Annotated in this window: 26 protein-coding genes; 16 read left to right on the top strand and 10 right to left on the bottom strand. The window is 66.6% G+C overall.

Features of this window, described 5'->3' with window-relative positions:
• Position 1: 1 nt before the first annotated feature.
• The 5 genes from V3B46_RS03210 to V3B46_RS03230 form a co-directional block, all read right to left on the bottom strand.
• Positions 2 to 1,606 (bottom strand): glucoamylase family protein, encoded by a 1,605-nt coding sequence (locus V3B46_RS03210; RefSeq protein ID WP_329891116.1) that lies wholly within the window; start codon positions 1,604 to 1,606, stop codon positions 2 to 4.
• A gap of 251 nt (positions 1,607 to 1,857) precedes the next feature.
• Positions 1,858 to 4,938: a TonB-dependent receptor gene (locus V3B46_RS03215; protein WP_329891117.1), complete on the bottom strand. Its 3,081-nt coding sequence runs from the start codon at positions 4,936 to 4,938 to the stop codon at positions 1,858 to 1,860.
• A gap of 76 nt (positions 4,939 to 5,014) precedes the next feature.
• Positions 5,015 to 6,052 carry a LacI family DNA-binding transcriptional regulator gene (locus V3B46_RS03220; protein ID WP_329891118.1) on the bottom strand — a complete coding sequence of 346 codons (1,038 nt, stop codon included), beginning with the start codon at positions 6,050 to 6,052 and terminating at the stop codon, positions 5,015 to 5,017.
• A gap of 149 nt (positions 6,053 to 6,201) precedes the next feature.
• Positions 6,202 to 6,477, bottom strand: coding sequence for a BolA family protein (locus V3B46_RS03225; RefSeq protein ID WP_295557213.1), 276 nt, complete (start codon positions 6,475 to 6,477; stop codon positions 6,202 to 6,204).
• The gene (locus V3B46_RS03230; RefSeq protein WP_106468631.1) at positions 6,474 to 6,773 is read right to left on the bottom strand and encodes a YciI family protein; all 300 of its coding nucleotides are present in this window, start codon (positions 6,771 to 6,773) and stop codon (positions 6,474 to 6,476) included. The genes V3B46_RS03225 and V3B46_RS03230 overlap by 4 nt, the downstream gene beginning before the upstream one ends.
• 375 nt (positions 6,774 to 7,148) lie before the next feature.
• Here V3B46_RS03230 and V3B46_RS03235 point away from each other — a divergent pair, with 375 nt between their 5' ends.
• The 3 genes from V3B46_RS03235 to V3B46_RS03245 are packed head-to-tail and all read left to right on the top strand — an operon-like array spanning position 7,149 to position 10,570.
• Positions 7,149 to 8,054, top strand: a complete 906-nt coding sequence (locus tag V3B46_RS03235; RefSeq protein WP_006456456.1) for a segregation and condensation protein A — start codon at positions 7,149 to 7,151, stop codon at positions 8,052 to 8,054.
• 13 nt (positions 8,055 to 8,067) lie between these two features.
• Positions 8,068 to 8,943, top strand: a complete 876-nt coding sequence (gene scpB / locus V3B46_RS03240) for an SMC-Scp complex subunit ScpB (protein WP_106468632.1) — start codon at positions 8,068 to 8,070, stop codon at positions 8,941 to 8,943.
• On the top strand, positions 8,936 to 10,570 hold the full coding sequence (locus V3B46_RS03245) for a pseudouridine synthase (RefSeq protein ID WP_329891119.1): 1,635 nt from the start codon (positions 8,936 to 8,938) through the stop codon (positions 10,568 to 10,570). The genes scpB and V3B46_RS03245 overlap by 8 nt, the downstream gene beginning before the upstream one ends.
• A 116-nt stretch (positions 10,571 to 10,686) precedes the next feature.
• On the opposite strand, the gene V3B46_RS03250 is transcribed toward V3B46_RS03245, so the two are convergent.
• Positions 10,687 to 11,475: an AraC family transcriptional regulator gene (locus tag V3B46_RS03250; RefSeq protein ID WP_329891120.1), complete on the bottom strand. Its 789-nt coding sequence runs from the start codon at positions 11,473 to 11,475 to the stop codon at positions 10,687 to 10,689.
• A 90-nt stretch (positions 11,476 to 11,565) separates the two neighbouring features.
• On the opposite strand from V3B46_RS03250, the gene V3B46_RS03255 reads away from it, so the two are divergent.
• Positions 11,566 to 12,720 carry an MFS transporter gene (locus tag V3B46_RS03255; RefSeq protein ID WP_329891121.1) on the top strand — a complete coding sequence of 385 codons (1,155 nt, stop codon included), beginning with the start codon at positions 11,566 to 11,568 and terminating at the stop codon, positions 12,718 to 12,720.
• A 75-nt stretch (positions 12,721 to 12,795) separates the two neighbouring features.
• Here V3B46_RS03255 and V3B46_RS03260 read toward each other — a convergent pair whose 3' ends face one another.
• Entirely contained in the window at positions 12,796 to 13,203 is a 408-nt protein-coding gene (locus V3B46_RS03260) for a hypothetical protein (RefSeq protein ID WP_106468636.1), read from the bottom strand.
• Between the two features lie 353 nt (positions 13,204 to 13,556).
• Between V3B46_RS03260 and V3B46_RS03265 the strand changes: the two genes are divergently transcribed.
• The gene (locus V3B46_RS03265; RefSeq protein ID WP_088026567.1) at positions 13,557 to 13,850 is read left to right on the top strand and encodes a hypothetical protein; all 294 of its coding nucleotides are present in this window, start codon (positions 13,557 to 13,559) and stop codon (positions 13,848 to 13,850) included.
• Here the strand turns inward: V3B46_RS03265 and V3B46_RS03270 are convergent.
• The 3 genes from V3B46_RS03270 to V3B46_RS03280 form a co-directional block, all read right to left on the bottom strand.
• The gene (locus tag V3B46_RS03270; RefSeq protein ID WP_106468638.1) at positions 13,837 to 14,271 is read right to left on the bottom strand and encodes a hypothetical protein; all 435 of its coding nucleotides are present in this window, start codon (positions 14,269 to 14,271) and stop codon (positions 13,837 to 13,839) included. The two genes, V3B46_RS03265 and V3B46_RS03270, sit on opposite strands and share 14 nt — an antisense overlap.
• A 103-nt stretch (positions 14,272 to 14,374) precedes the next feature.
• Complete coding sequence (locus V3B46_RS03275; RefSeq protein WP_329891122.1) at positions 14,375 to 15,181, bottom strand: amidohydrolase; 807 nt, start codon at positions 15,179 to 15,181, stop codon at positions 14,375 to 14,377.
• A 13-nt stretch (positions 15,182 to 15,194) separates the two neighbouring features.
• Positions 15,195 to 16,343: a pyridoxal phosphate-dependent aminotransferase gene (locus tag V3B46_RS03280; RefSeq protein ID WP_329891123.1), complete on the bottom strand. Its 1,149-nt coding sequence runs from the start codon at positions 16,341 to 16,343 to the stop codon at positions 15,195 to 15,197.
• Positions 16,344 to 16,531: 188 nt separating this feature from the next.
• On the opposite strand from V3B46_RS03280, the gene ccmA reads away from it, so the two are divergent.
• From ccmA to V3B46_RS03335, 11 genes are all read left to right on the top strand, one after another.
• Positions 16,532 to 17,161, top strand: coding sequence for a heme ABC exporter ATP-binding protein CcmA (gene ccmA / locus V3B46_RS03285; protein WP_019336398.1), 630 nt, complete (start codon positions 16,532 to 16,534; stop codon positions 17,159 to 17,161).
• Positions 17,158 to 17,853 (top strand): heme exporter protein CcmB, encoded by a 696-nt coding sequence (ccmB, locus tag V3B46_RS03290; RefSeq protein WP_329891124.1) that lies wholly within the window; start codon positions 17,158 to 17,160, stop codon positions 17,851 to 17,853. Before ccmA ends, ccmB begins: the two co-directional genes overlap by 4 nt.
• 43 nt (positions 17,854 to 17,896) lie before the next feature.
• Entirely contained in the window at positions 17,897 to 18,667 is a 771-nt protein-coding gene (gene ccmC / locus V3B46_RS03295) for a heme ABC transporter permease CcmC (protein WP_106468641.1), read from the top strand.
• Positions 18,664 to 18,852: a heme exporter protein CcmD gene (locus V3B46_RS03300; protein ID WP_106468642.1), complete on the top strand. Its 189-nt coding sequence runs from the start codon at positions 18,664 to 18,666 to the stop codon at positions 18,850 to 18,852. The genes ccmC and V3B46_RS03300 overlap by 4 nt, the downstream gene beginning before the upstream one ends.
• The gene (gene ccmE, locus V3B46_RS03305; protein WP_154352982.1) at positions 18,849 to 19,310 is read left to right on the top strand and encodes a cytochrome c maturation protein CcmE; all 462 of its coding nucleotides are present in this window, start codon (positions 18,849 to 18,851) and stop codon (positions 19,308 to 19,310) included. Before V3B46_RS03300 ends, ccmE begins: the two co-directional genes overlap by 4 nt.
• Positions 19,311 to 21,230: a heme lyase CcmF/NrfE family subunit gene (locus tag V3B46_RS03310; RefSeq protein ID WP_329891125.1), complete on the top strand. Its 1,920-nt coding sequence runs from the start codon at positions 19,311 to 19,313 to the stop codon at positions 21,228 to 21,230. It abuts the gene before it with no gap.
• A gap of 8 nt (positions 21,231 to 21,238) precedes the next feature.
• Positions 21,239 to 21,856, top strand: a complete 618-nt coding sequence (locus tag V3B46_RS03315) for a DsbE family thiol:disulfide interchange protein (protein ID WP_154352984.1) — start codon at positions 21,239 to 21,241, stop codon at positions 21,854 to 21,856.
• A 4-nt stretch (positions 21,857 to 21,860) separates the two neighbouring features.
• Complete coding sequence (locus V3B46_RS03320; protein WP_329891126.1) at positions 21,861 to 22,310, top strand: cytochrome c-type biogenesis protein; 450 nt, start codon at positions 21,861 to 21,863, stop codon at positions 22,308 to 22,310.
• The gene (locus V3B46_RS03325) at positions 22,304 to 23,293 is read left to right on the top strand and encodes a tetratricopeptide repeat protein (protein ID WP_154352986.1); all 990 of its coding nucleotides are present in this window, start codon (positions 22,304 to 22,306) and stop codon (positions 23,291 to 23,293) included. The genes V3B46_RS03320 and V3B46_RS03325 overlap by 7 nt, the downstream gene beginning before the upstream one ends.
• Positions 23,294 to 23,460: 167 nt before the next feature.
• A complete protein-coding gene (gene metX, locus V3B46_RS03330; protein WP_329891127.1) occupies positions 23,461 to 24,573 on the top strand; it encodes a homoserine O-acetyltransferase MetX in 1,113 nt (370 codons plus the stop codon).
• Complete coding sequence (locus V3B46_RS03335) at positions 24,574 to 24,918, top strand: DUF1294 domain-containing protein (RefSeq protein ID WP_071229728.1); 345 nt, start codon at positions 24,574 to 24,576, stop codon at positions 24,916 to 24,918.
• The last annotated feature ends 87 nt before the right edge of the window (positions 24,919 to 25,005 follow it).

The following is a 25,005-nucleotide window of genomic DNA, read 5'->3' on the forward strand; positions in this document are numbered from 1 at the left end:
GTTACTTGCCCTGGCCTGTAGTGCGGTTGGCATTGTTCTTCTGTTCCTGCGCGGCAGCCGCGCGTGATTCGGCGATACCCACCGCGCGTGCCGCCGCGGCCTTTTCGTCTTTCTGCAGTTCCAGCGGCTGGAACGAGCCTTCCGGCGCCAGCCAGCCACCACTGAACCCGGCCCGCTCCAGTCCCTTGCGGATGTACGGATTCTTCTTCATCACTTCCCACACGAAATCATTCCGGTAGTTGGCGATCATGGTCAGGATCGGGCCCTGGTCGATGGCGATGTAGTCGCTGGCGACCCAACCGCGATCCGGCACCAGGCGGCCGGTCTTGATCGGGATGTCGTAGTTGAAGCTGGGGTTGAACGAATCCAGGAAGCCGTAGCTGGAATAGATGTAGTCGCCAAAGCGCTTGTGCATCTCCAGCGTGGCCGGGATCACCTGCTCGGGGGCGAACACCACCGACGCGATCGCAGCGGTGGGAGCGATGGTGCCGTCGTCGAAGTTCTCGCGCAGGCCCGCGCCGCGCGAGGAGTAATGGCGGAACTGGCGCTGCTCGCCGCGATAGTCCTGGGTGGTGTTCTGCGGGCCGTCGCTGGCGGTCAAACCCCACACGTTCTCGCCGTACTCCTTCCACTGCATCGGGTTGGCGATGGCGTATTCGCGCTGGGCCAGCGCGGCCGAGCGGCTGTTGAGGAAATAAGTGCTGCCGCGCTCACGCATGTACGCGTCCTGGATGTCGCGGAAGTCGATCCAGACGTGACTGTACTGGTGGCCGAACAGCGGGCCGAACGACAGGTATTCCTGACCCTGGTAGACACCCCAGTCGTTGTCGTAGGTACGCGTCCACACGGTCCACGCATCCGGGCTGACCGGGTGGCTGGGCGAGCCCAGGGCGAGGATGTAGACCATCATCGCCTCGTTGTAGCCCATCCAGTCGTGGTCGATGAAGCCGCTCTCGGGGAACCAGCCCATCGAGATCAGCGGCGCACGCTGCTGCAGCCACGGCCAGTCGACCTTCTTGTACAGGGTGTCCGCGATCTGACGGATCTCCTTCTCGCGCGGATCGTCGCCGTCGTAGTACGACTGCGCGAACAGCACGCCCATCATCAGCAGCGCGGTATCCACCGAGGACAGTTCGACCCAGCTGTCGTAGCGGCGGCCTTCCTGCATGTCCAAGAAGTGGTAGTAGAAGCCTTTGTAGCCGGCCTTGCCGGTGCGCTGCGGGCCCATCGGCACGTCGCGGAAGAACTTCAGCGTGGTCAGGGTGCGGTCAATCGCCTGGTTGCGGCTGACCCAGCCGTTCTCGATGCCGATCGGATAGGCGGTCAGCGCGAAGCCGACCGAGGCGATGCTGGCGAACGGCCGCGACGGATAGCGGTCCGGGGTCAGCCCATTGATCTCGTTGGTGGTGTCCCAGAAGAACTGGAAGGTGCGGCGTTCGATGTCATCGAACAGCGGCGGCAGTTCCGGCTTCATCGGCCGCGGCGGTGCATCGGCCTCGATCAGGATCACCGGCGGCCGCGGCTTGGCAGGCTCCTGCTGGGCCGGCTGGCAGGCAGCAACGGCCAGGCTCAACGCCGCGGCGGACAACAGATGGCGTGCCTGCATGGCGCGATTCCTCCGGTGGTCTGATCGATGGGAAAGCATACCGTCCAATGATCTGAAATCGTTTACAAGGTCTGCTCTGAAAAAACCACGAAAAACGTGGTTTGACACCGCGATCATTGCCCATGCCGCTGCCCCCCTGGCCGGCAGCGGCATGGGCAATGGACCGGCACGGAGCCGGCCATTGCCGTTTTCACGCCCCCGATGCCGCCGGCGGAACGGCGGCATCGGGGTACTGCATCGAGCGGTTCCGCTTAGAAGCGGAAGCCGACCTCCGCCTTGACCTGGCGCGGCGTACCAATGATGTCGCCGGTCTCGTTGTAGCTGACCAGCAGCTTGCCATCGCTCTTCACGTAGTTCAGGTTCGAGAAGTTGTCGAAGTTGAGCACGTTGATGATGTCGATACGCGCATACAGCTCGGTATCGCCGGCCAGCTTGAAGGTCTTGGTCGCCTGCAGGTCGAGCGAGCGGTAGCCGAAGATCTTGCCGCCAAGCAGGAAGTGACCATTGCCCGACGGCGTGCCGGCAGCCGGGGTCGGCAGGCAGTTGGAATTGCCGGCCTGGGCGATGCAGGACCAGTCGTTGCCCGGGGTCGGCGTGGCCAGGGTCAGCTTGCCGCCGAAGGTGATGCCCCAGAAGCCATCGTACGAACCGGTGACCACCAGGCGGTGGCGCGGCGCGCCGTTGGACTTGATGGTCGGGTACTCACCGATGGTGCCGCGATCGAACGAGTAATGCTCGTTGATGTTGCGGTTGTGGCGGGCATTGGTCCAGGTATAGGCGATCGAGGTGCCCCAGCCGCTTTCCTTGCTGTACGGCTTCTGCGCCGACAGCAGGATCTGGGTGGAACGGGTCTTGATGCCCTGCTGACCGATGATCAGGCTGCCGAAGCCCGGAATGTTGCAGCCCCACGGCTGACCATAGGTCGGTTCTTCAGCACCGCACAGCATCTGGTTGTCGAAGAAATTGCCGTTGTTGAAGCGATTGCCCAGCGTGTAGGCGAAGCCATCGTAGGTCAGCGTGCGCGAAATGGTGGCGTCAGTCAGCCACTCGCCGAACTGATTGCTCATGCCGAGGCTGAACTGGTCGGCGTACGGCACCTTCATGTTGTTGTTCAGCAGGTCGACTTCCATGCCTTCATTGCTGGTGGCGCCCAGCAGTGCCTGCAGGTTCTCGATGCCGTTCAGCAGGTTCGGGTTCCAGTCAAAGCACGGGGTCTGCCCGTACATGCAGCTGCCGGTGGTCGGGTTGCGGAAGAACACGGTCGGCTGCGGCAGTGCCAGCTTGGTGGTCTCCAGCGCGAGATTGTCGAACAGATCGCGATCATAGGACCGGCCGGCGCCACCATGGAACACGTGCTGCTCGTCGGCGTTGACGTCATACGAGAAGCCCAGGCGCGGCTGCCATGCATTCTTGAAATTCTTGCGATTGTGACCGGTGCTGATGTAGTCGTTGACGTTCAAACCACTGAGCGCCAGCGTCTGCGCATAGGTCTGACCCGGAGGCGCATGCCTGTCCTGCGAGAACAATGCGTTCACAACTTCCGGCGGGGTCACGAAATCGGTATAGACCGGGTTCTTTTCGTAATCCCAGCGCAGGCCGATGTTCAGCTGCAGGTGGTCATTGACCTGCCAGTCGTCCTGGATGAACAAGCCGATCTGCTTGACCTTGGCGCGCACTTCAGACTGCACGCCGGTGACACCGGTGCTGGCCTTGGTGAACTGCGCCTTGTAAGGGGTACCGGACGAGAAGGCAGGGTTGTCGATGGTGTAGAAGAACTGCGGATTGATCTGCGCCGCGTCGGAGGCGTACAGATCGATCTGCTTGTACTTGGCACCCATCTTGATGGTGTGATCGCCCGCCCACTGCAGGCCATCCAGAGTCAGGTTGTCTTCGATCGCCCAACCCTTCTGGCCTTTTACCTGCGAGGCGAACGCATCGGCTGCGCCGATCTGGACGAGGGTCTTTTCCTGCGGGGTGTTCCGGTTCTTGTCACCAAAGTCAGGCGCGGTGTAGATGATGCCGTTGCCGTAGTTCAACGGCAGCGGATTGTTGAACGCCTCTTCATGGGTGACCATCAACTCGTTGTAGAAGCGCTCGCCGCTGTGGTTCCAACGCAGGGCGTAGCGACGGTCGGTGTTGTCCACCACCTTGCCGTGCACCTTGGCGGTCTGGCCGCTGAACTGCTCCTGCGTTTCGTCACGGTCCTGGAAGGTCAGCTCGATACGATCGTTATCGGTCGGCTCGAAATCGATCTTGGCGAAGATCAGGTCCTGCTGGAATGGCTGGCTGGCCGGGCCCAGGCCGGCGGCACCGTCAGCGGGCAGATTGGCGGCCGACGCAGTCACCGCACCGTCCGGCGCGATGGTCACCGGCAGATCGAAGCGCTTGGCTTCATAGGTGACGAAGAAGTGGGCCTTGTCCTTGATGATCGGGCCACCCAGCGCGAAGCCGTATTCCTTCTCGGCCGAGTCTTCCTTGCGCTTGCCCGGCTGGCGTTCGGCCGGGGTCATCGCACGCATGCTTTCGTTGGTATAACGGTAGAAGGTCTCACCCTTGAACTCGTTGGTACCGGACTTGGTCGCGGCGGTGATCGCGGCGCTGGAGACCTGGCCGTACTCGGCCTTGTAGTTGCCGCTGATGACCTTGTATTCACCGATGGCCAGCTGCGGGAACGGGTTGCCGGCGCTGCCTGACTGGCCGGAGATGCCGCCGCCCTTCACGTAGCTCTTCTGGCCCACACCGTCGATGTAGACGTTGGTGCCGTCAGCGTTGGTGGCACCGCCGCGCAGCGAGGTGTTGCCCTTGGCATCGCGGGTGAAGATCATGCCCGGCACCGCGTCGGCAAACTCCAGGAAGTTGCGCGAAACCTGCGGCGTGGTCTGGATCTGCTGCAGGCTGACGGTCTTGCCGACTTCCGAAGTACGCACTTCCTGCAGCAGCGTCGGCGCGACGACGTTGACCGTGTCCAGGTTGGTGGCTGCGGTCGTACCCGGCGTGCTGCTGGCGGCGCCGGCAAAGTTCAGCGTAGCGGTCGAGGCCACGGTGACGGTGACCTTCTGGGTCTGGCCGTTGGCGACCACGTCATAGGTGCCCGGGTCCAGGCCCATCAGCGAGTAGCTGCCGTCGGCACGCACGGTGCCGCGACGGACGGTGCCGGTGGCGACGTTGGTGGCGGTCACTTCGGCGCCGGCCTGGGCGCCGGATACCTGGCCGCGCAGGCTGGCATTGGCCGACTGCGCCATGACGTTCGGAGCGGCGGCCAGCATCAGGCAGCTGACCAGTGCGGTGCTCAGCAGCCGGCGTGCCGGCGTGCGGAAGGTGGTGTGCATCATCAACTCAATCTCCGGGTGGCGGTAACCGCTTGCGCGGTCCCTGCGATCAATCAAAAAAGAAGGAACGCCTCTGGCTTCAATGGCCCGATGGCGGAGTGGTGGAATCGCGAACTATCAAGCGGGGAACCAGGGTCTGCTTGTCCCCTGTCCCGTCCGTGGAGGTGCCGTCCATCAACTGCAGCAGGCGCGTCATGGCCCGGTCGCCGAGCTCGGCGATGCTGACCTGCATGGTGGTCAGCGACGGGTGGACGAAACGCGCCAGTGGAATGTCATCGAAACCCGCCAGGGCGACATCGGTCGGAACACGGATACCGGCCTGCGTGAACGCGTACAGGCATCCCAGAGCCATCATGTCGTTGGCGGCGAACACGGCATCAGGCAGCGCTCCGGCTGCCAGCAACTCCTGACCGGCGCGATGGCCGGAAGCTTCGTCGAAATCACCGGGCAGCTCGATGCCCTCGGCGCCACCGCCAAAAGCCGCCAGCGCGTCACGGAAGCCGCGCAGGCGCTCGCGCGCGTCGAAGTTGAGATCCGGGCCAGAAATGAAAGCGATGCGACGGTGGCCCGCGTCGAGCAGATGGCGGGTCATCGCCATCGCACCGGCATGGTCGTCGATGCTCAGCACCGGGTGGTCCTGCCCGGGCAGATAGGTGTTGATCAACACCGTCGGCAACGACTGCGGCAGGTTGTCGGTCAGGAAACCGGGGCTCTCGGCATAGGGCGAGAGCACCAGCAGGCCGTCGACGCGGCCGCGCATGGCGCGCAGGGCCGCGCCCTGCTGCTCCTGGTCACCGTGGTAGCTGGACACCAGCAGGTGCTGGCGACGGCTACGGGCGACGTTGTCGATGCCACGCATCAGCTCGGAGAAGAATTCGCCGTACAGGTCCGGCAGCACCACGCCCACCGTATTGGTGCGGCGACTGCTCAGGCTGCGGGCGGCGGCGTGCGGGGTGTAACGCAGCCGTGCGGCCACCTCCAGCACGAGCTGGCGGACCGGTTCGGCGACATTTTCATGCCCGTTGAGCGCGCGGGAAACCGTGGCCACGGAGACCCGGGCTTCGCGAGCGACGTCTTTGATTGTGATAGCTGCCTTGTTCACGAAGCCGCCCTCCACGGCTTGGACCTACCAGCATTGGCGCGGAATGTAAGCGTTTCCATCTGGGCTTGTAAACAGTCCGTTAGGCGAATGTCCCGAAATGGACATGGAAATCTGTCTGCAGCGAGCCCCCGCAGGGACCCGCCAGGACAGCGTGGGACAAGGGCTCAGCCCTGTTCTGACGGGGTCTGCGCGCGGATGGACAACGCGTGGATATCGGTCTCCATCATCGCGCCCAGCGCGGCGTATACCGCGCGATGCCGGGCCAGCGGGCCCAGTCCGGCGAAGCGTTCACTGACCACATGCACGTTGAAATGGCCGCGACCATCGCGCGCACCAGCATGGCCGGCGTGGCGATGGCTGTCGTCTTCGATCTCGAGCACGCTCGGCGCCAGTGCATGCTGCAGCGCATCACGCATTCGTGAGATCCGTTCCGCGTTCAAGGCAACACCTTGCGGAACGGTCGCACCTGCACGTGGGTGTAGACGCCGGCGGCCACGTACGGGTCGGCGTCGGCCCAGGCCTGGGCCTGCTGCAGCGACTCGAACTGCGCGATCACCACCGAACCACTGAAACCGGCCGGGCCCGGGTCTTCACTGTCCACCGCCGGGCAGGGGCCGGCCAGCAGGAGACGTCCCTCGTCGCGCAGCGCGTGCAGCCGCGCCAGGTGTTCCGGCCGCGCCTGCAGCCGCTGCGCCAGCACATCCTGGCCGTCATACCCTTCGATCACATACCACACCGGCATTTCCTCGCTTGCGTTGTCGGGTCTGCAGATTCTAGCCAATGCGGCCCCTGCCCCGGCCCGGCTGGACACTGGCGCGACAAAGGCTTACCCTAGACTCCATTGCACGTGGCTGGATGCAGCAGCCCGTCGGTTTTTGCGGCCAACGCAGCCCCCGACGACCGTCCCGCTGCTTCAAACCGGTCCACCTGGCCGGGCCACGTAGACGACCTCCCCGTAGTTCCGTCGCTGCCGTTTCCTGCGGCGCGTCCTGCTGTTTGATATGTGTGGAATCGCGCCGATCCCGGCGTGTCTGGTGCCCTGGGGCTCCGTGGCGCTGGCCCGGCGAACCCGGTGCCGCGACTGGTCCGTTGCAATCCTGATGTCCATTAGATGACTTCCGAACTCGCGCTCGACGCGAACCCGCCAACCCGGCCGCCCGCCCCACAGCAGCAGGAAATGCCGCTGGCCGTGGTGCATGGGCAACCGGTCCTGCAGATTCCGCAGGATCTGTACATTCCGCCGGACGCGCTGGAAGTCATCCTGGATGCCTTCGAAGGCCCGCTGGACCTGCTGCTGTACCTGATCCGCCGCCAGAACCTGGATGTACTGGACATTCCCGTCGCCGAGATCACCCGGCAGTACGTGGAATACATCACCGTGATGCGCGAGCTGCGCTTCGAACTGGCCGCCGAGTACCTGGTGATGGCCGCGATCCTGGCCGAGGTGAAGTCGCGCATGCTGCTGCCTCGCCCGGTCAGCGAGGAAGGCGATGAGGCCGACCCGCGCGCCGAGCTGGTGCGCCGGCTGCAGGAATACGAACGCTTCAAGCAGGCCGCCGAGGACATCGACGCCCTGCCCCGCCAGGACCGCGACACCAGCCTGGCCCATGCCTTCATGCCCGAACGCGCCACGGTGAAACTGCCGCCGCCGGTGGACCTGAAGGAGATGCTGCTGGCCCTGCACGACGTGCTCAAGCGCGCCGAGCTGTTCAGCGGTCACGCCATCAAGCGTGAGGCACTGAGCGTGCGGCAACGCATGGGCGAAGTGCTGGGACGCCTGGAAGATGGCAAGTTCTATCGTTTTGAAGGCTTGTTCACGGCCGAAGAAGGCAAGCTGGGCGTGCTGGTCACGTTCCTGGCGGTGCTGGAACTGGCCAAGGAACAGCTGCTGGACATCGTCCAGGAAGAGCCGCTGGCGCCGATCTACGTCAAATCGCTGGCCGCCGGCAACACCAACGCCCCGCTGCAGTTCAGCAGCGAGTTCGACGACAACGACGCCGCCAATGCAGACGAGTGAGCGCTGACTGCCGATGGATCAATTGCTGATCAACCGCATTGTCGAAGGTGCCCTGCTGGCCTCCAGCCAGCCGCTCACCCTGGCCCAGCTGAAAGACCTGTTCCCGGAAGAGGAACCGGCACCGCCGGGCAGCATCGAACGCGCACTGGAACGCCTGCGCGAAGCCTGCGAAGGCCGCGGCGTGGAACTGGTCGAGGTCGCCTCCGGCTTCCGCTACCAGGTCACTGGCGAAGTGCACGGCTGGATCAGCCGGCTGTGGACCGAGCGCAAGACCCGCTACACCCGTGCCACCCTGGAAACCCTGGCGCTGATCGCCTACCGGCAGCCGATCACCCGCGGCGAGATCGAGCAGGTGCGCGGCGTGGCGGTCAGCAGCAACATCATCCAGGCACTGGAAGAACGCGAATGGATCCGCGTGGTCGGCCACCGCGATGTGCCCGGCAAGCCGGCGCTGTTCGGCACCACCAAGGGCTTTCTGGATTATTTCGGCCTGAAGCGGTTGGATGAGCTGCCGCCACTGTCGGAACTGAAGGACCTGGGCGAGCTGGAACCGCAGCTGTCCCTGGACCGCGATGCGCCTGCGGCGGCGAGCGCCGATGGCCCTGACATCTCGGCCGGCGACGAAGGCGCTGCCGCGAACGATGACGCCGGCCCGGCCGGCAGTGACGCCCCCGATTCCGCCGATGCAGCCCCTGCATCGGCCTCCGATGAGCAAGCACCTTCGCCCCTCGATGATGGGCACCCCGATTCCGCGCCGGGCGAGCGCGCGGTGCCAGTGAACGAACGCGAAGACAACGCCGTCGCGATGACGACCGTGGCTGTTGACCAAGCCGATTCCGAACCAGAGGCCGACCTCGAAACCGTCGGCCGGAGCAAAACTGATGAGTGACACCCCCCGTAACAAGCTCTCGCTGAAGCGCGAAGCCACCTCCGAACAGTTCAAGCTGGAAGAGCGCCTGCACAAGGTGCTGGCCCAGGCCGGCCTCGGCTCGCGCCGCGCGCTGGAACAGCGCATCGCCGAAGGCCTGGTCAAGGTCAACGGTGAAGTCGCGCAGACCGGCATGTCGGTCAAGAGCGGCGACAAGATCGAGCTGGACGGCCGCGGCTTCGTCGCCACCGCCCTGGCCGAGCCATCGCGCGTGCTGGTCTACAACAAGCCGGAAGGCGAAGTGACCACCCGCGATGATCCGGAAGGCCGCCCGACCGTGTTCGAATCGCTGCCGCCGCTGAAGGGCGCGCGCTGGATCGCGATCGGCCGCCTGGACATCAACACCACCGGCCTGCTGCTGGCCACCACCGACGGTGAACTGGCCAACGCCATGATGCACCCGTCGTTCGAGGTCGAGCGCGAATACGTGGTCCGCGTGCGTGCGCCGGAAGGCGAGGAAAAGGTCTCCGACGCCATCGTCGACCGCCTCAGCCGTGGCGTGGCACTGGAAGACGGCCCGGCCAAGTTCGACGAGATCGAACGCATCGGCGGCACCGATTCGCACGACTGGTTCCGCGTCGTGGTGAAGGAAGGCCGCAACCGCGAAGTGCGCCGCCTGTGGGAATCGCAGGGCTGCCAGGTCAGCCGCCTGAAGCGCACCCGCTATGGCAAGGTGAGCCTGCCGCGCGAACTGGCCCGTGGCCATTCGGTTGAACTGGGCACCACGCAGGTGGAAGCCCTGCGCGCGCAGCTGAAGCTGGAAGAAGGCGCGCCGTCGGCACTGACCCTGCAGCCGGTGATCGGCCAGCGCCGCGCCGCCAAGACCACCGTGCGCGTGCGCGAAGGTGGCCGTGGCAATGCCTACGTCAACGGCCACAACACCGCTGACGAAGGCCGCGAGCTGCGTCGCTTCGACAACGTGCGCGAAGACCGCGGCCGTGGCCGCGGTGGCAAGGGCGGCGGCTTCAAGGGCGGCCTGACGGTCAGCGGTGAAGCGGCAGCCAAGCAGTCGCAGAAGCCGTTCAAGCAGCGTGCCCAGAAGAACGACCGTTCGCTGCCGGAAGGCAATCCGGCCGCGTTCCGCACCTGGTACGTGCCGGATGGCGTGAGCACCGGCCCGAGCGGCCATCGCAATGCCGGTCCGGGCGCACGTGGCCCCGGTGCCCGTGGTCCGGGTGCAGGCGGCCACGGCCGTCCGTACGGCAAGCCGAAGGGTCCGGGCGCAGGCGCCGGTGGCGGCCAGGGCCGTGGCGGTTTCGGCGGTGAAGGCCGTGGCGGCGCAGGCGGCCAGGGTCGTCCGGCCGGTGCCGGCAACCGCTCGCAGGGCCAGGGCAACAAGCACCCGTACGGCCATCCGGGCAATGCCCCCAGCTTCCCGTCCGACCACGCCACCCCGGGCTTCAACCCGTATGGCAGCCCGAAGCCGGCGCAGGGCGCCCGTCCGGGCGGTCGCGGTCCGGGCGGTGGCAACCGTGGTCCGGGCGGTAATCGCGGTCCCGGTGGTCCGGGTGGCAACCGTGGCCCGGGCGGCCCCGGCGGCAACCGCGGTCCGGGCGGCCCGCGCCGCAGCGGCCCGCGCGGCGGCTGATCACCGGCCCCACTGAAATGAAAAACCCCGGCTCCGGCCGGGGTTTTTCTTTGAAAAGGGGACGGAGGGGATTAAGTCGCTTTTGCCACCGCGCACATCGAAGGGGCAAAAGCGACTTAATCCCCTCCGTCCCCTTTTGCGTGGCGCTGGAAGGCGGCGGGCGTGGTATCGGTCATGCTGCGGAAGAATGCGATGAACGGGCTCTCCGCGGAAAAGCCGGTGTCCTGCGCCACATGCGCGACGCGATGGCCGAGCAGCAGCAGCTCCATGGCCCGCATCAGGCGCCACTGCTGGCGCCAGGCCTGGTAGCTCATGCCGGTATCACGCTGCATCAACCGGCCGACGGTGCGCGTGCTCAGGCCCGTGCGCGCGGCCAGCTCCCCCAGTTCGGGCGGCAGCTGTTCGGCCAGCGGCAGACAACGTGCGATCCGCGGATCACGCGGCAGAGGCAGGTCCATCGGCGCCACCGGTGCAGCGGCGATTTCCAGCACGCACAACGCCAGTTGATGGTGCGCGCGCGGCGACTGCCAGTCATGGTCGAACGGTGCCTGTGCGATCGGCTCCAGCAAGGCCTGCAGCAGCGGACCTACGCCGATGATGGCTGGCTGGCGGGGCAGCTGGGCCGACAGGGTGGCGTCGAAGTACAACGAACGGTAGTCGACCGCCTGGCGCATCTGCGCGCGATGGCGCAGTCCACCCGGAATCCACGCTGCGCGCGCGGGCGGCAGCAGGCTGACGCGATCACCATAGGTCAGGCGCGTACAACCCTGCCGGGTGTACAGCAGCTGCGCGCGTGCATGTTGGTGCCAACCCGAGTCGTGATCCGCCAATGAGGCCGCGATACCCAGCACCGGAGCGCCCCAGGCATCGGCGTCGAAGTGCGCATCCGGCTGCAACCAGGCCATGTCTGATTTCATGTATTCGATGACAGGATAGACAGAGTGCGCCATTGCGGACGCGACCACAATGCGCGGCCCTGTTCCTGGAGCGCCCGCATGTCGCGCCGCCTGTTGTTGCTCACCATTGCACTGCTGATGTTTCCGCAGCTGGCACAGACCCTGTACAGCCCGGCCCTGGCCGATCTGGCCGAACGCTTCGCCCTGCCGCCGAGTGCCGCCAGCCAGGCCATGAGCCTGTACCTGTTCGGCTTCGCTGCAGGCGTGCTGCTGTGGGGGCGCCTGGCCGATCGTATCGGTCGTCGCCCTGCCCTTCTCTGTGGCCTCGGCGTCTTCGCAGTGGCTGCACTGGGCGGCCTGATGGCTGGCAGCTTCGGCCAGGTGCTGCTGGCCCAGGCGTTGGCCGCAATCGGCGCCGCCGCCGCTTCGGTGGTTACCCAGACCGTGCTGCGCGACCATCTGCAGGGGCCGGCATTGGCCCAGGCATTCTCCTGGATCGGCATGGCCCTGGCCCTGAGCCCGGCCATCGGTCTTGCGCTGGGCACGCTGCTGGTCGCCGCCAATGGCTATGTCGGCGTACAGTCCGGCCTGCTGCTGATTGCTGCGCTGCTGGCAGTGGCATGCCTGGCAGGCCTGCGCGAAAGCCGTCCTGCCCAGACCCCGCACACGCCCATGCTGCCGCTGCTGCGGGAGCTGCTGCGCGATCGCTGGATCTGGTCACACGCGTTGCTGGTGATGACCTTCAACGTGGCGATGTACAGCTGGTATGTACTCGGCCCCTTCGTGTTTGCGCGCCTGCACTGGCCAGCCACCTGGTTCGGCGCCAGCGGTGCGGTGCTGGCACTGGGCTCGGCACTGGGCGCGTGGGGCAATGGCCACCTGCTGCGTGCAGGCGTTGCCACAACCACGCGCATCCGCATCGCCGCAGGACTGGTTCTGATGGGAGGACTGCTGGCTGCGCTGCTGCATGATCACCCTGCCCTGGTCGCGGCGATGGTGCCGGTGGTGACGGGCTTCGGCCTTGCCATTCCCAATGTGCTTGGCCAGGCCCTGCGCGGCTATCCACATTGTCTTGGCAGCGCAGGCGCACTGTTCGGCCTGCTCTACTACCTGTTGATCGGTGCGGCAATGGCGCTGGTCGGTGCAGTGCAGCTGCTGGCACCGACCCTCGTCGTGTGCGGCCTGCTGGCCTTGTGGCTGCAGCGGGACCGGGCCGTTGACGGCGGAAGGCCTGCTTGTGAATCGCAACGGTGAAGGAGCCGGTCCTGCTGCCATGGGGCAGCAGAGGCCCCGGGGGTATGCCCGGGGCCTGGATCAGCGCACAATCGATTACTGCACGTTGATCACTTCGTCCATCGGCGCAAGGAAGTTGCCAGGGCTGTTGCGCGACGCCGAGATCACATAGGTCCCGGGTGTTGCGATGGTTGCCGTGCAATGGCGGATCGGCGTGGTGTTGCCACCATCGTAATTGTCATTGGTACGGCACAGGAACTGACCATTGGCATAGACCGAGAAATTACTCGTTCCATCCACCTGGCCGCCGCCTGTGATGTAGATCTCCGACGGCGAGCCGGCCACACGCGGCAGGGTCCCGATCTCGAACCTGGCCGTCACCGGATGCGGTAACAGGCTAGGACAGGGCACAACGATACCGCTGTCGGACAGGCAGACTTCGGCGTGGGCGATCGCGGGTGTGGCGATGAGGGCCACGAGCAGCACGGACGTTCTGAACTCCATTCCAGCGTCTCCAATGATCCCAGCAGAATCGCTGGGACGTCCCTGTTAGGCATTGCGGGGTTACTGCAGGGTCAAGGAAACGTAAATGCACCGTGTGACCACAGCATCGGATGGGTGCAGGATCCCCTCTGCGCGGTGCGTTGCACGCCGGTACTGCTGCTGACACCCATCCCTTCCCGATGACTTCATGTCGATGCAGGATGCTCACCGCCGCGCGGCACTTTTCCTGCGCGTCTCGACGTTCACGGCTCATGTTAGGAATTTCTGCAAACACCAGGCATTGTGCGCCACGCCCGGAATTCACATCAGGGCGCTGGCTATCGTGCGCGCTCTCACGCACAAGGCAGATGCCCATGATCACCATCACCGCCGAACAGGCCCGCGCCAACGCCGATGCCGCCAAGCGCCCGATCGAACAGTTCTACCGCGACCTCGACAACTCGATCCAGATCGGCTCGGAAAATGGCCGCCGCTATATCGTGTTCGGCTTCAGCCAGGTGATGGCCAGCGAGCAGCTCGTCGAAGACGTGGTCGCACAACTGCTGAAGAATGGTTTCGGTGTCGAACGGTTGTTGAGCGATTCCGAACAGCACTACATCCGCATCAGCTGGGGATCTGCCGAACCGTCGCGCCTCAGCGCCGGCTGAGGGTGAACGCGGTACCGTCCACGCCCAGGTCCCAGCCCTTGCCGGTACCGGACAGGGCCAGTGAGATGTCGCCCTTGGTCATCACCTGCGCATTGCTGGATTTCATCGCACCGGCATGTGCACCGACCGACGCGTAAGTGCCCAGCAGCTGGTCGATGCTGATCGCGCCGGTGAAATTGCCGCGCCCGTTGGTGATCTTCGACTTGCCCACGGTCAGGCCGCCCCCCTTCATCTGGATGTGCACCGGCATGCTGGTGCCGTTGCTGCAGGTGACCGTGCCATTGCCGGAGGCCGTCTTGTAGATCAGCGACCAACCGGACAGGTTGTAGCGCAGCTCGCAATCGAGGTTGCCGGCAGCGTGCGCGGCCGGGGCCAGCGATGCGGCAGACAGGGCCAGCAGCAGGGCGAAGGGCTTGTTCATGGCGGGACTTCCGGTTCGGTCGGACTGGCGGCGAATCTAGCAGCGCGCGCGTGCAGGTTGAATGCAGGCGCGCGCGCTGGTGCGGCAGCGTTCAGGCCGTCACTCAGGCCTGCTCGTCCAGGTGGAAGGCATCGGCATCAAGCATCGCCGGGAAGCGCGCTCGGTGTGCGGCCAGCGCCTCGGCCGAAATGGTGGTGGTGACCACCTGTTCGCGTTCGCGGATCTCCACCTGCGGCTGACCGAGGAAATCCAGCACCGCGCTGTCGCCGGCGTAGTGCAGCTGGTTGCCATCGACGCCGACACGGTTCACCGCAGCAACGAAGCACAGGTTCTCGATCGCACGTGCACGCAGCAGTGTCTTCCACGCATAGGCGCGTGCCGACGGCCAGTTGGCGACGAAGATCTGCAGGTCGAAATCCAGCTGCTGCGGACGTTCAACGTTGTAGCGGTTGCGGCAGAACACCGGGAAACGCAGGTCGTAGCAGACCTGCGGATTGATCCGCCAGCCCTTCCATTCCACGCTCAGGCGGTCGCGGCCGGCGGCATAGCGCTCGTGCTCGCCGCCGTAACGGAACAGGTGGCGCTTGTCGTAGTACTGCAGCTCACCATCGGACGTGGCGAACAGCAGGCGGTTGTAGACGCCATCGCCATCACGCAGCTGCACGCTGCCGATCACCGCCGCGTTCAAGGTCCTGGCCTGCTCGCGCACCCAAGCCACGGTCGGACCATCCATGCCTTCGGCCTGGGCGATGGCTTCATTGGAGAAGCCACTGGTGAAGGTCTCCGGCAGGATCACCAGGTCGGTGGCGCCGGCCAGCGGTGCCAGCAGCGCGCCGTAGTACTCACGGTTGCCCGCCGGGTCATGCCAGCGGGTGTCGCCCTGGACGAGGGAAATGCGCAGGTCCTGCATGTTCAAGCCTCGCTCAGAGCAGGCGCAGGCGTTCGATCGCCGCGTCCATGGTCGCTTCGTTCTTGGCAAAGCACAGGCGCACCAGGCGCTGGCCGGCCGGCGGGTTCTCGTAGAACGGCGACAGCGGAATGGCGGTGACGCCCTTCTCGATGGTCAGCCACTTCACGAATTCGTGGTCCGGCAGGTCGCTGATGGCCGAGTAGTCGACCAGCTGGAAATAGCCGCCCGGCACCGGCAGCGCCTTCAGCCGGGTGCTTGCCAGCTGATCGCGGAAACGATCACGCTTGGCCTGGTAGAACGCGCCCAGCTCCAGGTGGTGTTCGGGCTCGTCGCGGATCATCGCGGCGAAACCGTACTGTGCCGGACCGAAGCTGGTGAAGGTGTTGTACTGGTGCACCTTGCGGAACTCGGCGGTCAGCGCAGGTGGTGCGATCGCATAGCCGATCTTCCAGCCGGTGCAGTGGTAGGTCTTGCCGAAGCTGGAGATCACGAACGCGCGCTCACGCAGTTCCGGGTAGCGCAGCGCCGATTCATGGCGGCGGCCGTCGTAGATGATGTGTTCGTACACCTCATCGGAGATCAGGTAGATCTGCGTGCCACGCAGAAGCTCGGCCAGTGCCTGCATGTCCTGCGCCGACAGCATCGCGCCGGACGGGTTGTGCGGGGTGTTGACGATCAACATGCGGGTACGCGGGGTGATCGCCGCACGCACGCGGTCCCAGTCGACCGCGAACGTCTGCGGATCCAGCGACACATGTACGGCCTTGGCACCGGCCAGGTCGATCGCCGGTTCATAGCAGTCATAGGCCGGGTCGAGCACGATCACTTCCTCGCCGGCACGCACCACGGCGTGGATGGCGTTGAAGATGGCCTCGGTACCGCCACTGGTGACGGTGATCTCGCTGTCCGCATCGACCTGCGCGCCGTAGCAGTCCAGCGCCTTCTGCGCGATGGCCTGGCGCAGCGGCGCCACACCGGTCATCGGCGGGTACTGGTTCAGCCCGGCGGCCATCGCCCTGGCGGTCTCGTCGATCAGGCGCTGCGGTGCGGAAAAGTCCGGGAACCCCTGACCGAGGTTGACCGCGCCGTGTTCGGCGGCGAGCTGGGACATCACGGTGAAGATCGTGGTACCGACCTTGGGCAGCTTGGTGTTCGGTTGCATCGGCCTGGGGATATGGGGAGACAGGCCCCTGAGTTTACGCAATCCCTGCTTCGGTAGTGCCGGCCGCTGGCCGGCAACCCTGCGACGATCTGCGACGCCGGGTCGCATCTGCCGGCCAGCGGCCGGCGCTACCATCGGCATTCACCGCTACAATTGCCGCCGCACTCCGGCATGAAGACCTTTGCCCCTTGAACACCCCTGCATTGCTGGCCGCCAGCGGCCTGAGCTTCTCCCGCAATGACGAGCCGGTGTTCGGCCCGCTGGACTTCCATGTGGACGCCGGCGAAGCCCTGCTGGTGCAGGGCGGCAATGGCGCCGGCAAGACCACCCTGCTGCGCGTGCTGGCGGGCCTGGCCCGGCCTGGTGCCGGGCAGGTGCAGATCGATGGCAGGCCGGCCGGCAATGCCGAGCGCGCGCGTTACGTCGCCTACCTCAGCCACCTGCCCGCATTGAAGCCCGATCTGGACACGCTGGAGAACCTGCACTTCCTGTGCGGCCTGCACGGACGGCGTGCGCGGCAGATGCCCGGCAACGCGCTGGCCATCGTCGGCCTGGCCGGTTATGAGGACACTCTCGTTCGGCATCTGTCCGCCGGGCAGAAGCGACGGCTGGCACTGGCACGCATTTGGCTGTCGCCTGCGCCGTTGTGGCTGCTCGACGAACCCTATGCCAACCTCGACCTGGAGGGCATCACCCTGGTCAACCGGATGATTTCCGCGCATCTGCGTGCCGGCGGCGCTGCGCTGGTCACCACCCACGGCGCCTATGCCGCACCGCCGGTGCGTACCCGCCAGCTCGACCTCGGCGGTGCCGCATGATCGCGCCAGGCACCGAACCGGGCCTCTGGCAGACCGCGGGCGCCCTGCTCAAGCGCGACCTGCGCCTGCTCTGGCGCCGCCGCGGCGATGCGCTGCAGCCGCTGCTGTTCGCGGTGCTGGTGGTGGTGCTGTTCGCGCTGGCCCAAGGGCGCGAGCCGCAACTGCTGTCCGCCACCGCCGGTGCGGTGCTGTGGCTGGCCGTGCTGCTGGCCGGCCAGCTGTCATTGGATTCACTGTTCCGCTCCGATGCCGAAGACGGCTCGCTGGAACAATGGCTGCTGGCGCCGGTGCCGCTGGCCTGGCTGGTGCTGGTGCGCGTGCTGCTGCACTGGGCCACCACCGCCCTGCCGTTGATCCTGGTCAGCCCGCTGCTGGCCGAAATGCTGCATCTGCCGCATGACCAGCTGCCGATGTTGCTGGCATCGTTGCTGCTGGGAACACCGCTTCTGAGCCTGATCGGTGGCGTGGTCGCCGCGCTGACCGTAGGCATCCGACGCTCTGGTATTCTCGTAGCGTTGCTGTCGTTGCCGCTGTACGTGCCGGTGCTGGTGTTCGGCGCTGGCAGTCTGGCGGCAGCCGGACGCGGTCAGGATCCGGTCGGTGCGCTGCTGATGCTTGGCGCCGGCCTGCTGGTCGCGCTGGTGCTGGCGCCGTTGGCCACCGCCGCTGCAATACGTATTTCTCTGAGTTGACCGAGCTGAGAGCCAATCCACCCCTGCTGGATAGCCGCCACGCATGAATCCGATTGTCCGCTGGTTCCACCAACTCGGTTCACCCCCCACGTTCGACCGATTCGCTGCCCGCTGGTCGCGGGTGTTCTACCTCGCGGCGGTGCCGCTGCTGCTGGTCGGCATGTGGCAGGCGCTGCTGGTGGTGCCGCCGGAAGCCAAGCAGCTGGACAGCTTCCGCATCCTCTACATCCACGTGCCCAGTGCCTGGATGAGCCTGTTCGTGTTCGCGCTGATGGCGCTGTATGCCGCCATCGCCCTGATCTGGCGGATCAAGGTCTGCGAGATCCTGGCCATGGCCTGTGCACCGATGGGTGCCGGCTTCACCCTGATCACCCTGTTGACCGGCAGCATCTGGGGCAAGGGCACCTGGGGCACCTGGTGGGACTGGGACCCGCGCATGACCAGCGAACTGGTGCTGCTGTTCCTGTACCTGGGCGTGATCGGCCTGTACCACGCCATCGAGGACCGCCGCAGCGCTGCACGCGCAGCCGGCCTGCTGGCCATCGTCGGAGTCAGTCTGCTGCCGGTGATCCGCTATTCGGTGGACTGGTGGGGCGGCCTGCACCAGCGCCAGTCGATCAACGTGTTCGGTGAATCGGCGATCAGCAGCGCGATGATCGCGCCACTGTGGTGGATGGTGATCGGCACCAAGTTCTGGTTCGCCGGTTCGGTGCTGGCCAAGGCCCGCGCCGACAATCTCGACCGCGAGGCCGGCAAGGCCTGGGTCGGTGGCCGCGTCGATGCCGCACGTGCGGCCGGGGAGGCCCGATCATGACCCACCTGCCCTATGTGATCGGCGCCTACGCCGTGTTCGTGCTGGTGCTCGCCGCCGATGCCATCGGTTCGTGGCTGCGCCTGCGTGTGGCACGCCGGCTGGCACTGGCCCGCCAGCAACGGCAGCAGACCCGCGCCGTCAAACAGGATGCTGCGGCGCCGCTGTCGACGGAGCTGGAACGATGACGCCGGTACAACGTCGCCGCCTGGTCTGGGTACTGCTGGCCCTGCTCGCCTCCGGGCTGGCCACCGCGCTGGTGGCGATGGCGCTGGAACGCAACATCGCCTACCTGTACACGCCTTCGGAAGTGCTGCGCGGCGATGTCGATGCGCAGTCGCGGTTCCGTTTGGGCGGCATGGTGGTGAAGGGCTCCTTCAACCGCCCGGTCGGTTCGCTGGAAGCACGTTTCGAAGTGACCGACGGCGATGCCCAGCTGGCGGTGACCACCTCGCGGATCCTGCCGGACATGTTCGCCGAAGGCACCGCGGTGGTCGCCAGTGGCCGCCTGCGGGACGATGTGTTCGTCGCCGACGAGGTGCTGGCCAAGCACGATGAGAAGTACGTGCCCAAGGAAGTGGCCGACAAGATGGGCGACGCCCATCGCAAGCATGACGTGCCGGTGACGGCACCCGAGGTGCGCTGAGTGCTGCCCGAACTGGGTCAGATCCTGTTGTTGTGCGCGTTGCTGGCTTCGCTGCTGCAGGCCGGCCTGCCGCTGGTCGGCGCGCATCGCGGCAACACGGCATGGATGGCGGTGGCACGGCCAGCCGCCTTCGCACAACTGCTGCTGCTCGCCGGCGCCTTCGCGGTGCTCACCGCTGCGTTCGTGCAGCAGGACTTCTCGGTGCGCTACGTGGCCGAGAACTCCAATTCGCTGCTGCCGATGATCTACCGCTACTCGGCGGTGTGGGGCGCGCACGAGGGCTCACTGCTGATGTGGGCACTGGTGCTGGCGCTGTGGACCGGCGCGGTGGCGCTGTTGTCGCGGCACCTGCCGGCACCGGTGCAGGCGCGTGTACTGGCGGTGATGGGCATCGTCAGCGTCGGCTTCCTCGCGTTCCTGATCTTCACCTCCAACCCGTTCCTGCGCCTGAATCCGGCGCCGCTGGAAGGCCGCGACCTCAACCCGCTGCTGCAGGACCCGGGGCTGATCATCCATCCGCCGATGCTGTACATCGGTTACGTGGGCTTTGCTGTGCCGTTCGCGTTCGCGGTGGCGGCACTGCTGGAAGGCCGCGTCGACACGCGCTGGCTGCGCTGGACCCGTCCCTGGACCAACGTCGCCTGGGGCTTCCTGACCTTGGGCATCGCGCTGGGCAGCTGGTGGGCCTATTACGAGCTGGGCTGGGGCGGCTGGTGGTTCTGGGACCCGGTGGAAAATGCCAGCTTCATGCCATGGCTGGTCGGTGCGGCACTGATCCATTCGCAGGCGGTCACTGAGAAGCGCGGCACTTTCGGCAGCTGGACGCTGCTGCTGGCGATCGCGGCCTTCGCGCTGTCGCTGCTCGGCACCTTCCTGGTGCGCTCCGGTGTGCTGACCAGCGTGCATTCGTTCGCTGCAGATCCGTCGCGCGGCCTGTTCATCCTGGTGTTCCTGTCGGTGCTGGTCGGCGGCAGCCTGCTGCTGTACGCGCTGCGTGCCAGCCAGCTCAGCGTGGACGCCGACGATCCGCGCCGTGGCTTCACCGCCACCTCGCGAGAGACCCTGCTGCTGGCCAACAATCTGCTGCTGGCCACCGCCTGCGCGATGGTACTGCTCGGCACGCTGTATCCGTTGCTGGCCGATGCACTGTCGCTGGGCAAGATCTCGGTCGGCCCGCCCTACTTCGGCAGCCTGTTCCTGCTGCTGATGGCGCCGATGATCCTGCTGCTGCCGTTCGGCCCGCTGGTGAAGTGGCAACGCGACCAGCCCTCGCGCGCGTTCGCGCTGCTGGCACCCTGGCTGGGGCTGGCGGTGCTGCTGGGCGCGCTGGCCTGGTGGCAGGCGCCGCAGAACGGCTGGAAAGCCGGTCTTGGTGTCGCCGCTGCGGTCTGGGTCGGGTTCGGTACCGCACGCTTCGTCTGGCAGCGACTGCGCGGCAATGGCCGCTTCACCGCCGAAATGCTCGGCATGATCGTCGCCCATGCCGGCATCGCCGTGTTCCTGGCCGGTGCGCTGCTGGTGGAAGCCCTGAATGTACAGCGTGAAGTGGCGCTGGCACCGGGCCAACAGGTGGTGGTCGGCCGCCACGAGGTGCGCTTCGAGGGCGTGGACCATCGTGAAGGACCGAACTTCATCGCCGACCGCGGCCACCTGCGGGTGTTCCACAACGGCCGCGAGCTGGCGCTGCTGCATCCGGAGAAGCGCCAGTACGCCAGCGGCGGCCAGGTGATGACCGAGGCCGGCATTGATGCACGCTTCGATGGTGATGTCTACGTGGCATTGGGCGAGCCGCTGGGCAACAATGCATGGGCGGTCCGGGTGCACATCAAGCCGTTCGTGCGCTGGATCTGGCTGGGCGCGCTGTTGATGGCCCTGGGCGGACTCATCACCGCCGCCGACCGCCGTTTCCGTCGTCCGTAGGAGTTCCCATGTCCGAGTCCCCCACCCCGCGCCCCTCCCGCCCGCTGCCGCCGGTAGCCATCGTGATCGGCGTGCTGTTCTTCTTCGGCCTGCTCGGGCTGATGATCTACGGGGTGATGAAATCGGGTGATCCGCAGCGCGACGTGCTGCCATCGGCGCTGATCGACAAGCCGGCGCCGGCGTTCGCGCTGCCGGTGCTGCACGACCCGGAAATGATCGTGCACAGCGACGACCTGCGCGGCGCGCCCTACCTGCTGAACGTGTGGGGCAGCTGGTGCGCGGCCTGCCGCGAGGAACATCCGGTGCTGACCCGTTTCGCCGAGAGCAAGCGCGTGCGCGTGATCGGCTACAACTGGAAGGATGAACCGACCGATGCCCTGCATTGGCTGGAACAGCTTGGCAACCCGTTCATGGTCGTGCTCAGCGACTTGGAAGGCCGCACCGCGATCGACTGGGGCGTGACCGCCGCACCGGAAACTTTCCTTGTCGACGGCAGCGGCATCGTGCGCTGGAAGTACAGCGGTGCGATGACCCAGCGCGTGGTCGACGAGAAGCTGATTCCGGCGCTGGAAAAGATCGAGAAGGCCCAGGGCAATGCCGGCAGCACGCGGCACACGGCGCCCTGAGCCCATGCGCTGGCTGCTGGCATTGCTGCTTCTGATGCTGCCGCTGGCCGCGGTGGCACAGCAGCCGCTGCACGATCCGCAGCCACTGCAGTTCCGCGATGGCGCCGAAGAACGCCGCTTCCACGACCTGGCCGCGCAGCTGCGCTGCGTGCAGTGCCAGAACCAGTCGCTGGCCGATTCCAACGCGCAGATCGCGCAGGACCTGCGCCGCGAGGTGCTGCAGCTGATGCAGCAGGGCCGCGACAACGCACAGATCAAGCAGTTCCTGGTCGCGCGCTACGGTGAGTTCGTGCTCTATCAACCGCCTCTGCAGCCGGGCACCTGGCTGCTGTGGGGCGGTCCGCTGCTGGTGCTGGGCGCCGGCGCGCTGGTGGTACTGGGCATCGTCCGTCGCCGTGGCCGCGCGGTTGCTGCCGCCCCCGCCAGCAAGACCGATGAAGGAGACGGATGGTGAGCCATTGGCTGGCGATGCTGGCTGGACTGGTGGCCGCACTGATGGCGGCGCTGGTGCTGTGGCCGCTGCGCCACCACGGTCGCCGCGGTTTCGTGGTGGGCGTGCTCGCGCTGGGCGTGGCCGGTGCCTGCCTGTATCTGCTGGTCGGTGATCCGCGTGCAGCACAGGTACAACCGACCCCGTCGGTAGCCACCCTGCGCGATGGCGTGCAGGCCCTGCAGGATGCACTGAAGCGAGACCCGCAGCGAGCCGATGGCTGGGCGCTGCTGGGCCGGTCGCAGGCCGAACTGGGCAACGCCGCAGCCGCAGCGGATGCCTTCGCACGTGCCGCCGCCCTCGCCCCGGAAGACCCCGGCGTGCTGGTGGAAGCGGCGCAGGCGCGCGCGCAGGCCGATGCCGGCAAGCAGTTCGATGACACCGCGATGGCCTGGTTGCAGCAGGCCCGTGCGCTGGCGCCCGATGCAGAGCGCGCCAGCTGGCTGCTGGGCATTGCCCTGCGCCAGCGCGGAAAGAATGCCGAGGCCGCCGACGTCTGGAGCGGCCTGCTGCCACGGCTTGAGCCCGGCGCCGCGCAAGCGCTGCAGGCGCAGATCGCCATCGCCCGCGAAGCCGCCGGCCAAGCGCCCGATGCTGCCGCTGCGGCGCCACCGGCGCTGCTGCAGGTGCGCGTGCAACTGCCTGCGCTGAAGAACACCGAATGGCCCGCCAGCACCCAGGTATTCGTGCTGGCGCGCGCCGTGGGTGGACCGCCGATGCCGGTGGCCGCACGCAAGCTGCCTCTGGCCGGCTTCCCGGCCACGGTCGGGCTGGGCGACGCAGACAGCCCGATGCCGACCGCACCGTTGTCTGCGCATCGTGAGGTGGAAGTGCTGGCACGCATCTCGCGCAGCGGCAGTGCCAACCGCAGTGAGGACGATCTGCAGAGCGTGCCGGTAAAGGTGAGCCTGCCGCATGAAGGCGTGGTGGAGCTGCGGTTCCCGTAGTGGGGGGGGGCGGGGGGGGGGCGGGGCGGGGGGGGGCCGCCCCCCCCCCCCGGGCCCCCCCCGCGGCGGGCGGGGCGCCCCCCCCCCCCCCCCCCCACTACCGGGTGCATCGCCGATGGAAACCAGCGTGTCGCCAGCTCCACATGCGGCCCCGCTAGAATGGCTGCATGACCGAATTCATCCCGCCCGGCACCCGCTTCCACGCCCTGCCCTCGCCGTTCCCGTTCAAGCGCGGTGGCGCCCTGCACGGCGCACGCGTGGCCTACGAAACCTGGGGAACGCTGGCCGCCGACGCCAGCAACGCGATCCTGATCGTGACCGGCCTGTCGCCGGATGCACACGCCGCGGCCAACGACGCCAACCCCGCAGCAGGCTGGTGGGAAGGCATGGTCGGCCCCGGCAAGCCGATCGATACCGACCGCTGGTACGTGGTGTGCGTGAATTCGCTGGGCAGCTGCAAGGGTTCGACCGGCCCGGCATCGCTCAACCCGGCCACGGGCCAACCGTATCGCCTCGACTTCCCCGAGCTGGCGATCGAAGACGGCGCACGCGCCGCGATCGAAGTCGTCCGTGCACTGGGCATCGAACAGCTGGCCTGCGTGGTCGGCAATTCAATGGGCGGCATGACCGCGCTGGCGGTGCTGATGCTGCATCCGGGCATCGCGCGCAGCCACGTCAACATTTCCGGCAGTGCGCAGGCACTGCCGTTCTCGATCGCGATCCGCTCGCTGCAGCGCGAGGCGATCCGTCTCGATCCGCGCTGGAATGGCGGTCACTACGACGATGCCGAGTATCCCGAGTCCGGCATGCGCATGGCGCGCAAGCTGGGCGTGATCACCTACCGCTCCGCACTGGAATGGGATGGCCGCTTCGGCCGCGTGCGGCTGGATTCGGATCAGGCCGACGACGATCCGTTCGGCCTCGAATTCCAGGTGGAAAGCTACCTGGAAGGCCACGCACGGCGCTTCGTGCGTTTCTTCGATCCCAACTGCTATCTGTACCTGAGCCGTTCGATGGACTGGTTCGACCTGGCTGAGTATGGCGACGGCGACGTGCTGGCCGGGCTGGCGAAGATCCGGGTGGAGAAGGCGCTGGCGATCGGTGCCAACACCGACATCCTGTTCCCGGTGCAGCAGCAGCAACAGGTCGCCGACGGCCTTCGCACCGGCGGTGCCGATGCGCGCTTCATCGGCCTGGAGTCGCCGCAGGGCCATGACGCCTTCCTCGTCGATTTCGAGCGTTTCGGCCCGGCCGTGCGCGGCTTCCTCGACGCGCTGTAAGTGGCATGGCGGCGTAACCTCGCGCTGGCCGCATTCGGTGCGTTGATCGCACTGACGGTCAGCGGCGTGCTGCCGCTGTGGCTGGGCGGTTGGTGCCTGCTCGCCAGCGCGGTGTCGTTCGGCCTGTACGGCCACGACAAGCGCGCGGCGCAGCGAAAGCAGTGGCGGATTCCCGAGCGCACACTGCAGCTGCTGGCCTTTGCCGGTGGTTGGCCCGGCGCGCTGCTGGGCCAGGCGCTGTTCCGCCACAAGCATCGCAAAGCCGAATTCCAGTGGGTGTTCTGGCTGTGCGTGCTGGCCAACGTGGCCTCGATCGCGGTGATGCTGCGCGAGTTCTCGCGGTAATCGTTAGAATGGGTAGTGCCGGCCGCTGGCCGGCAATTCCGTATCCGGATTAAGCAGCCCTAAGTTTTCGGGCCCCCGCCGGCCCCA

Source organism: Stenotrophomonas sp. SMYL11, from assembly GCF_036320005.1.
Taxonomy (GTDB): Bacteria; Pseudomonadota; Gammaproteobacteria; order Xanthomonadales; family Xanthomonadaceae; genus Stenotrophomonas; species Stenotrophomonas maltophilia_A.

Excerpts from the sequence above, each read along its gene's own strand:
- V3B46_RS03210 (WP_329891116.1), bottom strand. The coding sequence starts at position 1,606 with ATGCAGGCACGCCATCTGTTGTCCGCCGCGGCGTTGAGCCTGGCCGTT.
- V3B46_RS03215 (WP_329891117.1), bottom strand. The coding sequence starts at position 4,938 with ATGATGCACACCACCTTCCGCACGCCGGCACGCCGGCTGCTGAGCACC.
- V3B46_RS03235 (WP_006456456.1), top strand. The coding sequence starts at position 7,149 with ATGACTTCCGAACTCGCGCTCGACGCGAACCCGCCAACCCGGCCGCCC.
- scpB (WP_106468632.1), top strand. The coding sequence starts at position 8,068 with ATGGATCAATTGCTGATCAACCGCATTGTCGAAGGTGCCCTGCTGGCC.
- V3B46_RS03245 (WP_329891119.1), top strand. The coding sequence starts at position 8,936 with ATGAGTGACACCCCCCGTAACAAGCTCTCGCTGAAGCGCGAAGCCACC.
- V3B46_RS03250 (WP_329891120.1), bottom strand. The coding sequence starts at position 11,475 with ATGGCCTGGTTGCAGCCGGATGCGCACTTCGACGCCGATGCCTGGGGC.
- V3B46_RS03255 (WP_329891121.1), top strand. The coding sequence starts at position 11,566 with ATGTCGCGCCGCCTGTTGTTGCTCACCATTGCACTGCTGATGTTTCCG.
- V3B46_RS03260 (WP_106468636.1), bottom strand. The coding sequence starts at position 13,203 with ATGGAGTTCAGAACGTCCGTGCTGCTCGTGGCCCTCATCGCCACACCC.
- V3B46_RS03265 (WP_088026567.1), top strand. The coding sequence starts at position 13,557 with ATGATCACCATCACCGCCGAACAGGCCCGCGCCAACGCCGATGCCGCC.
- V3B46_RS03270 (WP_106468638.1), bottom strand. The coding sequence starts at position 14,271 with ATGAACAAGCCCTTCGCCCTGCTGCTGGCCCTGTCTGCCGCATCGCTG.
- V3B46_RS03275 (WP_329891122.1), bottom strand. The coding sequence starts at position 15,181 with ATGCAGGACCTGCGCATTTCCCTCGTCCAGGGCGACACCCGCTGGCAT.
- V3B46_RS03280 (WP_329891123.1), bottom strand. The coding sequence starts at position 16,343 with ATGCAACCGAACACCAAGCTGCCCAAGGTCGGTACCACGATCTTCACC.
- ccmB (WP_329891124.1), top strand. The coding sequence starts at position 17,158 with ATGATCGCGCCAGGCACCGAACCGGGCCTCTGGCAGACCGCGGGCGCC.
- ccmC (WP_106468641.1), top strand. The coding sequence starts at position 17,897 with ATGAATCCGATTGTCCGCTGGTTCCACCAACTCGGTTCACCCCCCACG.
- V3B46_RS03300 (WP_106468642.1), top strand. The coding sequence starts at position 18,664 with ATGACCCACCTGCCCTATGTGATCGGCGCCTACGCCGTGTTCGTGCTG.
- ccmE (WP_154352982.1), top strand. The coding sequence starts at position 18,849 with ATGACGCCGGTACAACGTCGCCGCCTGGTCTGGGTACTGCTGGCCCTG.
- V3B46_RS03315 (WP_154352984.1), top strand. The coding sequence starts at position 21,239 with ATGTCCGAGTCCCCCACCCCGCGCCCCTCCCGCCCGCTGCCGCCGGTA.
- V3B46_RS03320 (WP_329891126.1), top strand. The coding sequence starts at position 21,861 with ATGCGCTGGCTGCTGGCATTGCTGCTTCTGATGCTGCCGCTGGCCGCG.
- V3B46_RS03325 (WP_154352986.1), top strand. The coding sequence starts at position 22,304 with ATGGTGAGCCATTGGCTGGCGATGCTGGCTGGACTGGTGGCCGCACTG.
- metX (WP_329891127.1), top strand. The coding sequence starts at position 23,461 with ATGACCGAATTCATCCCGCCCGGCACCCGCTTCCACGCCCTGCCCTCG.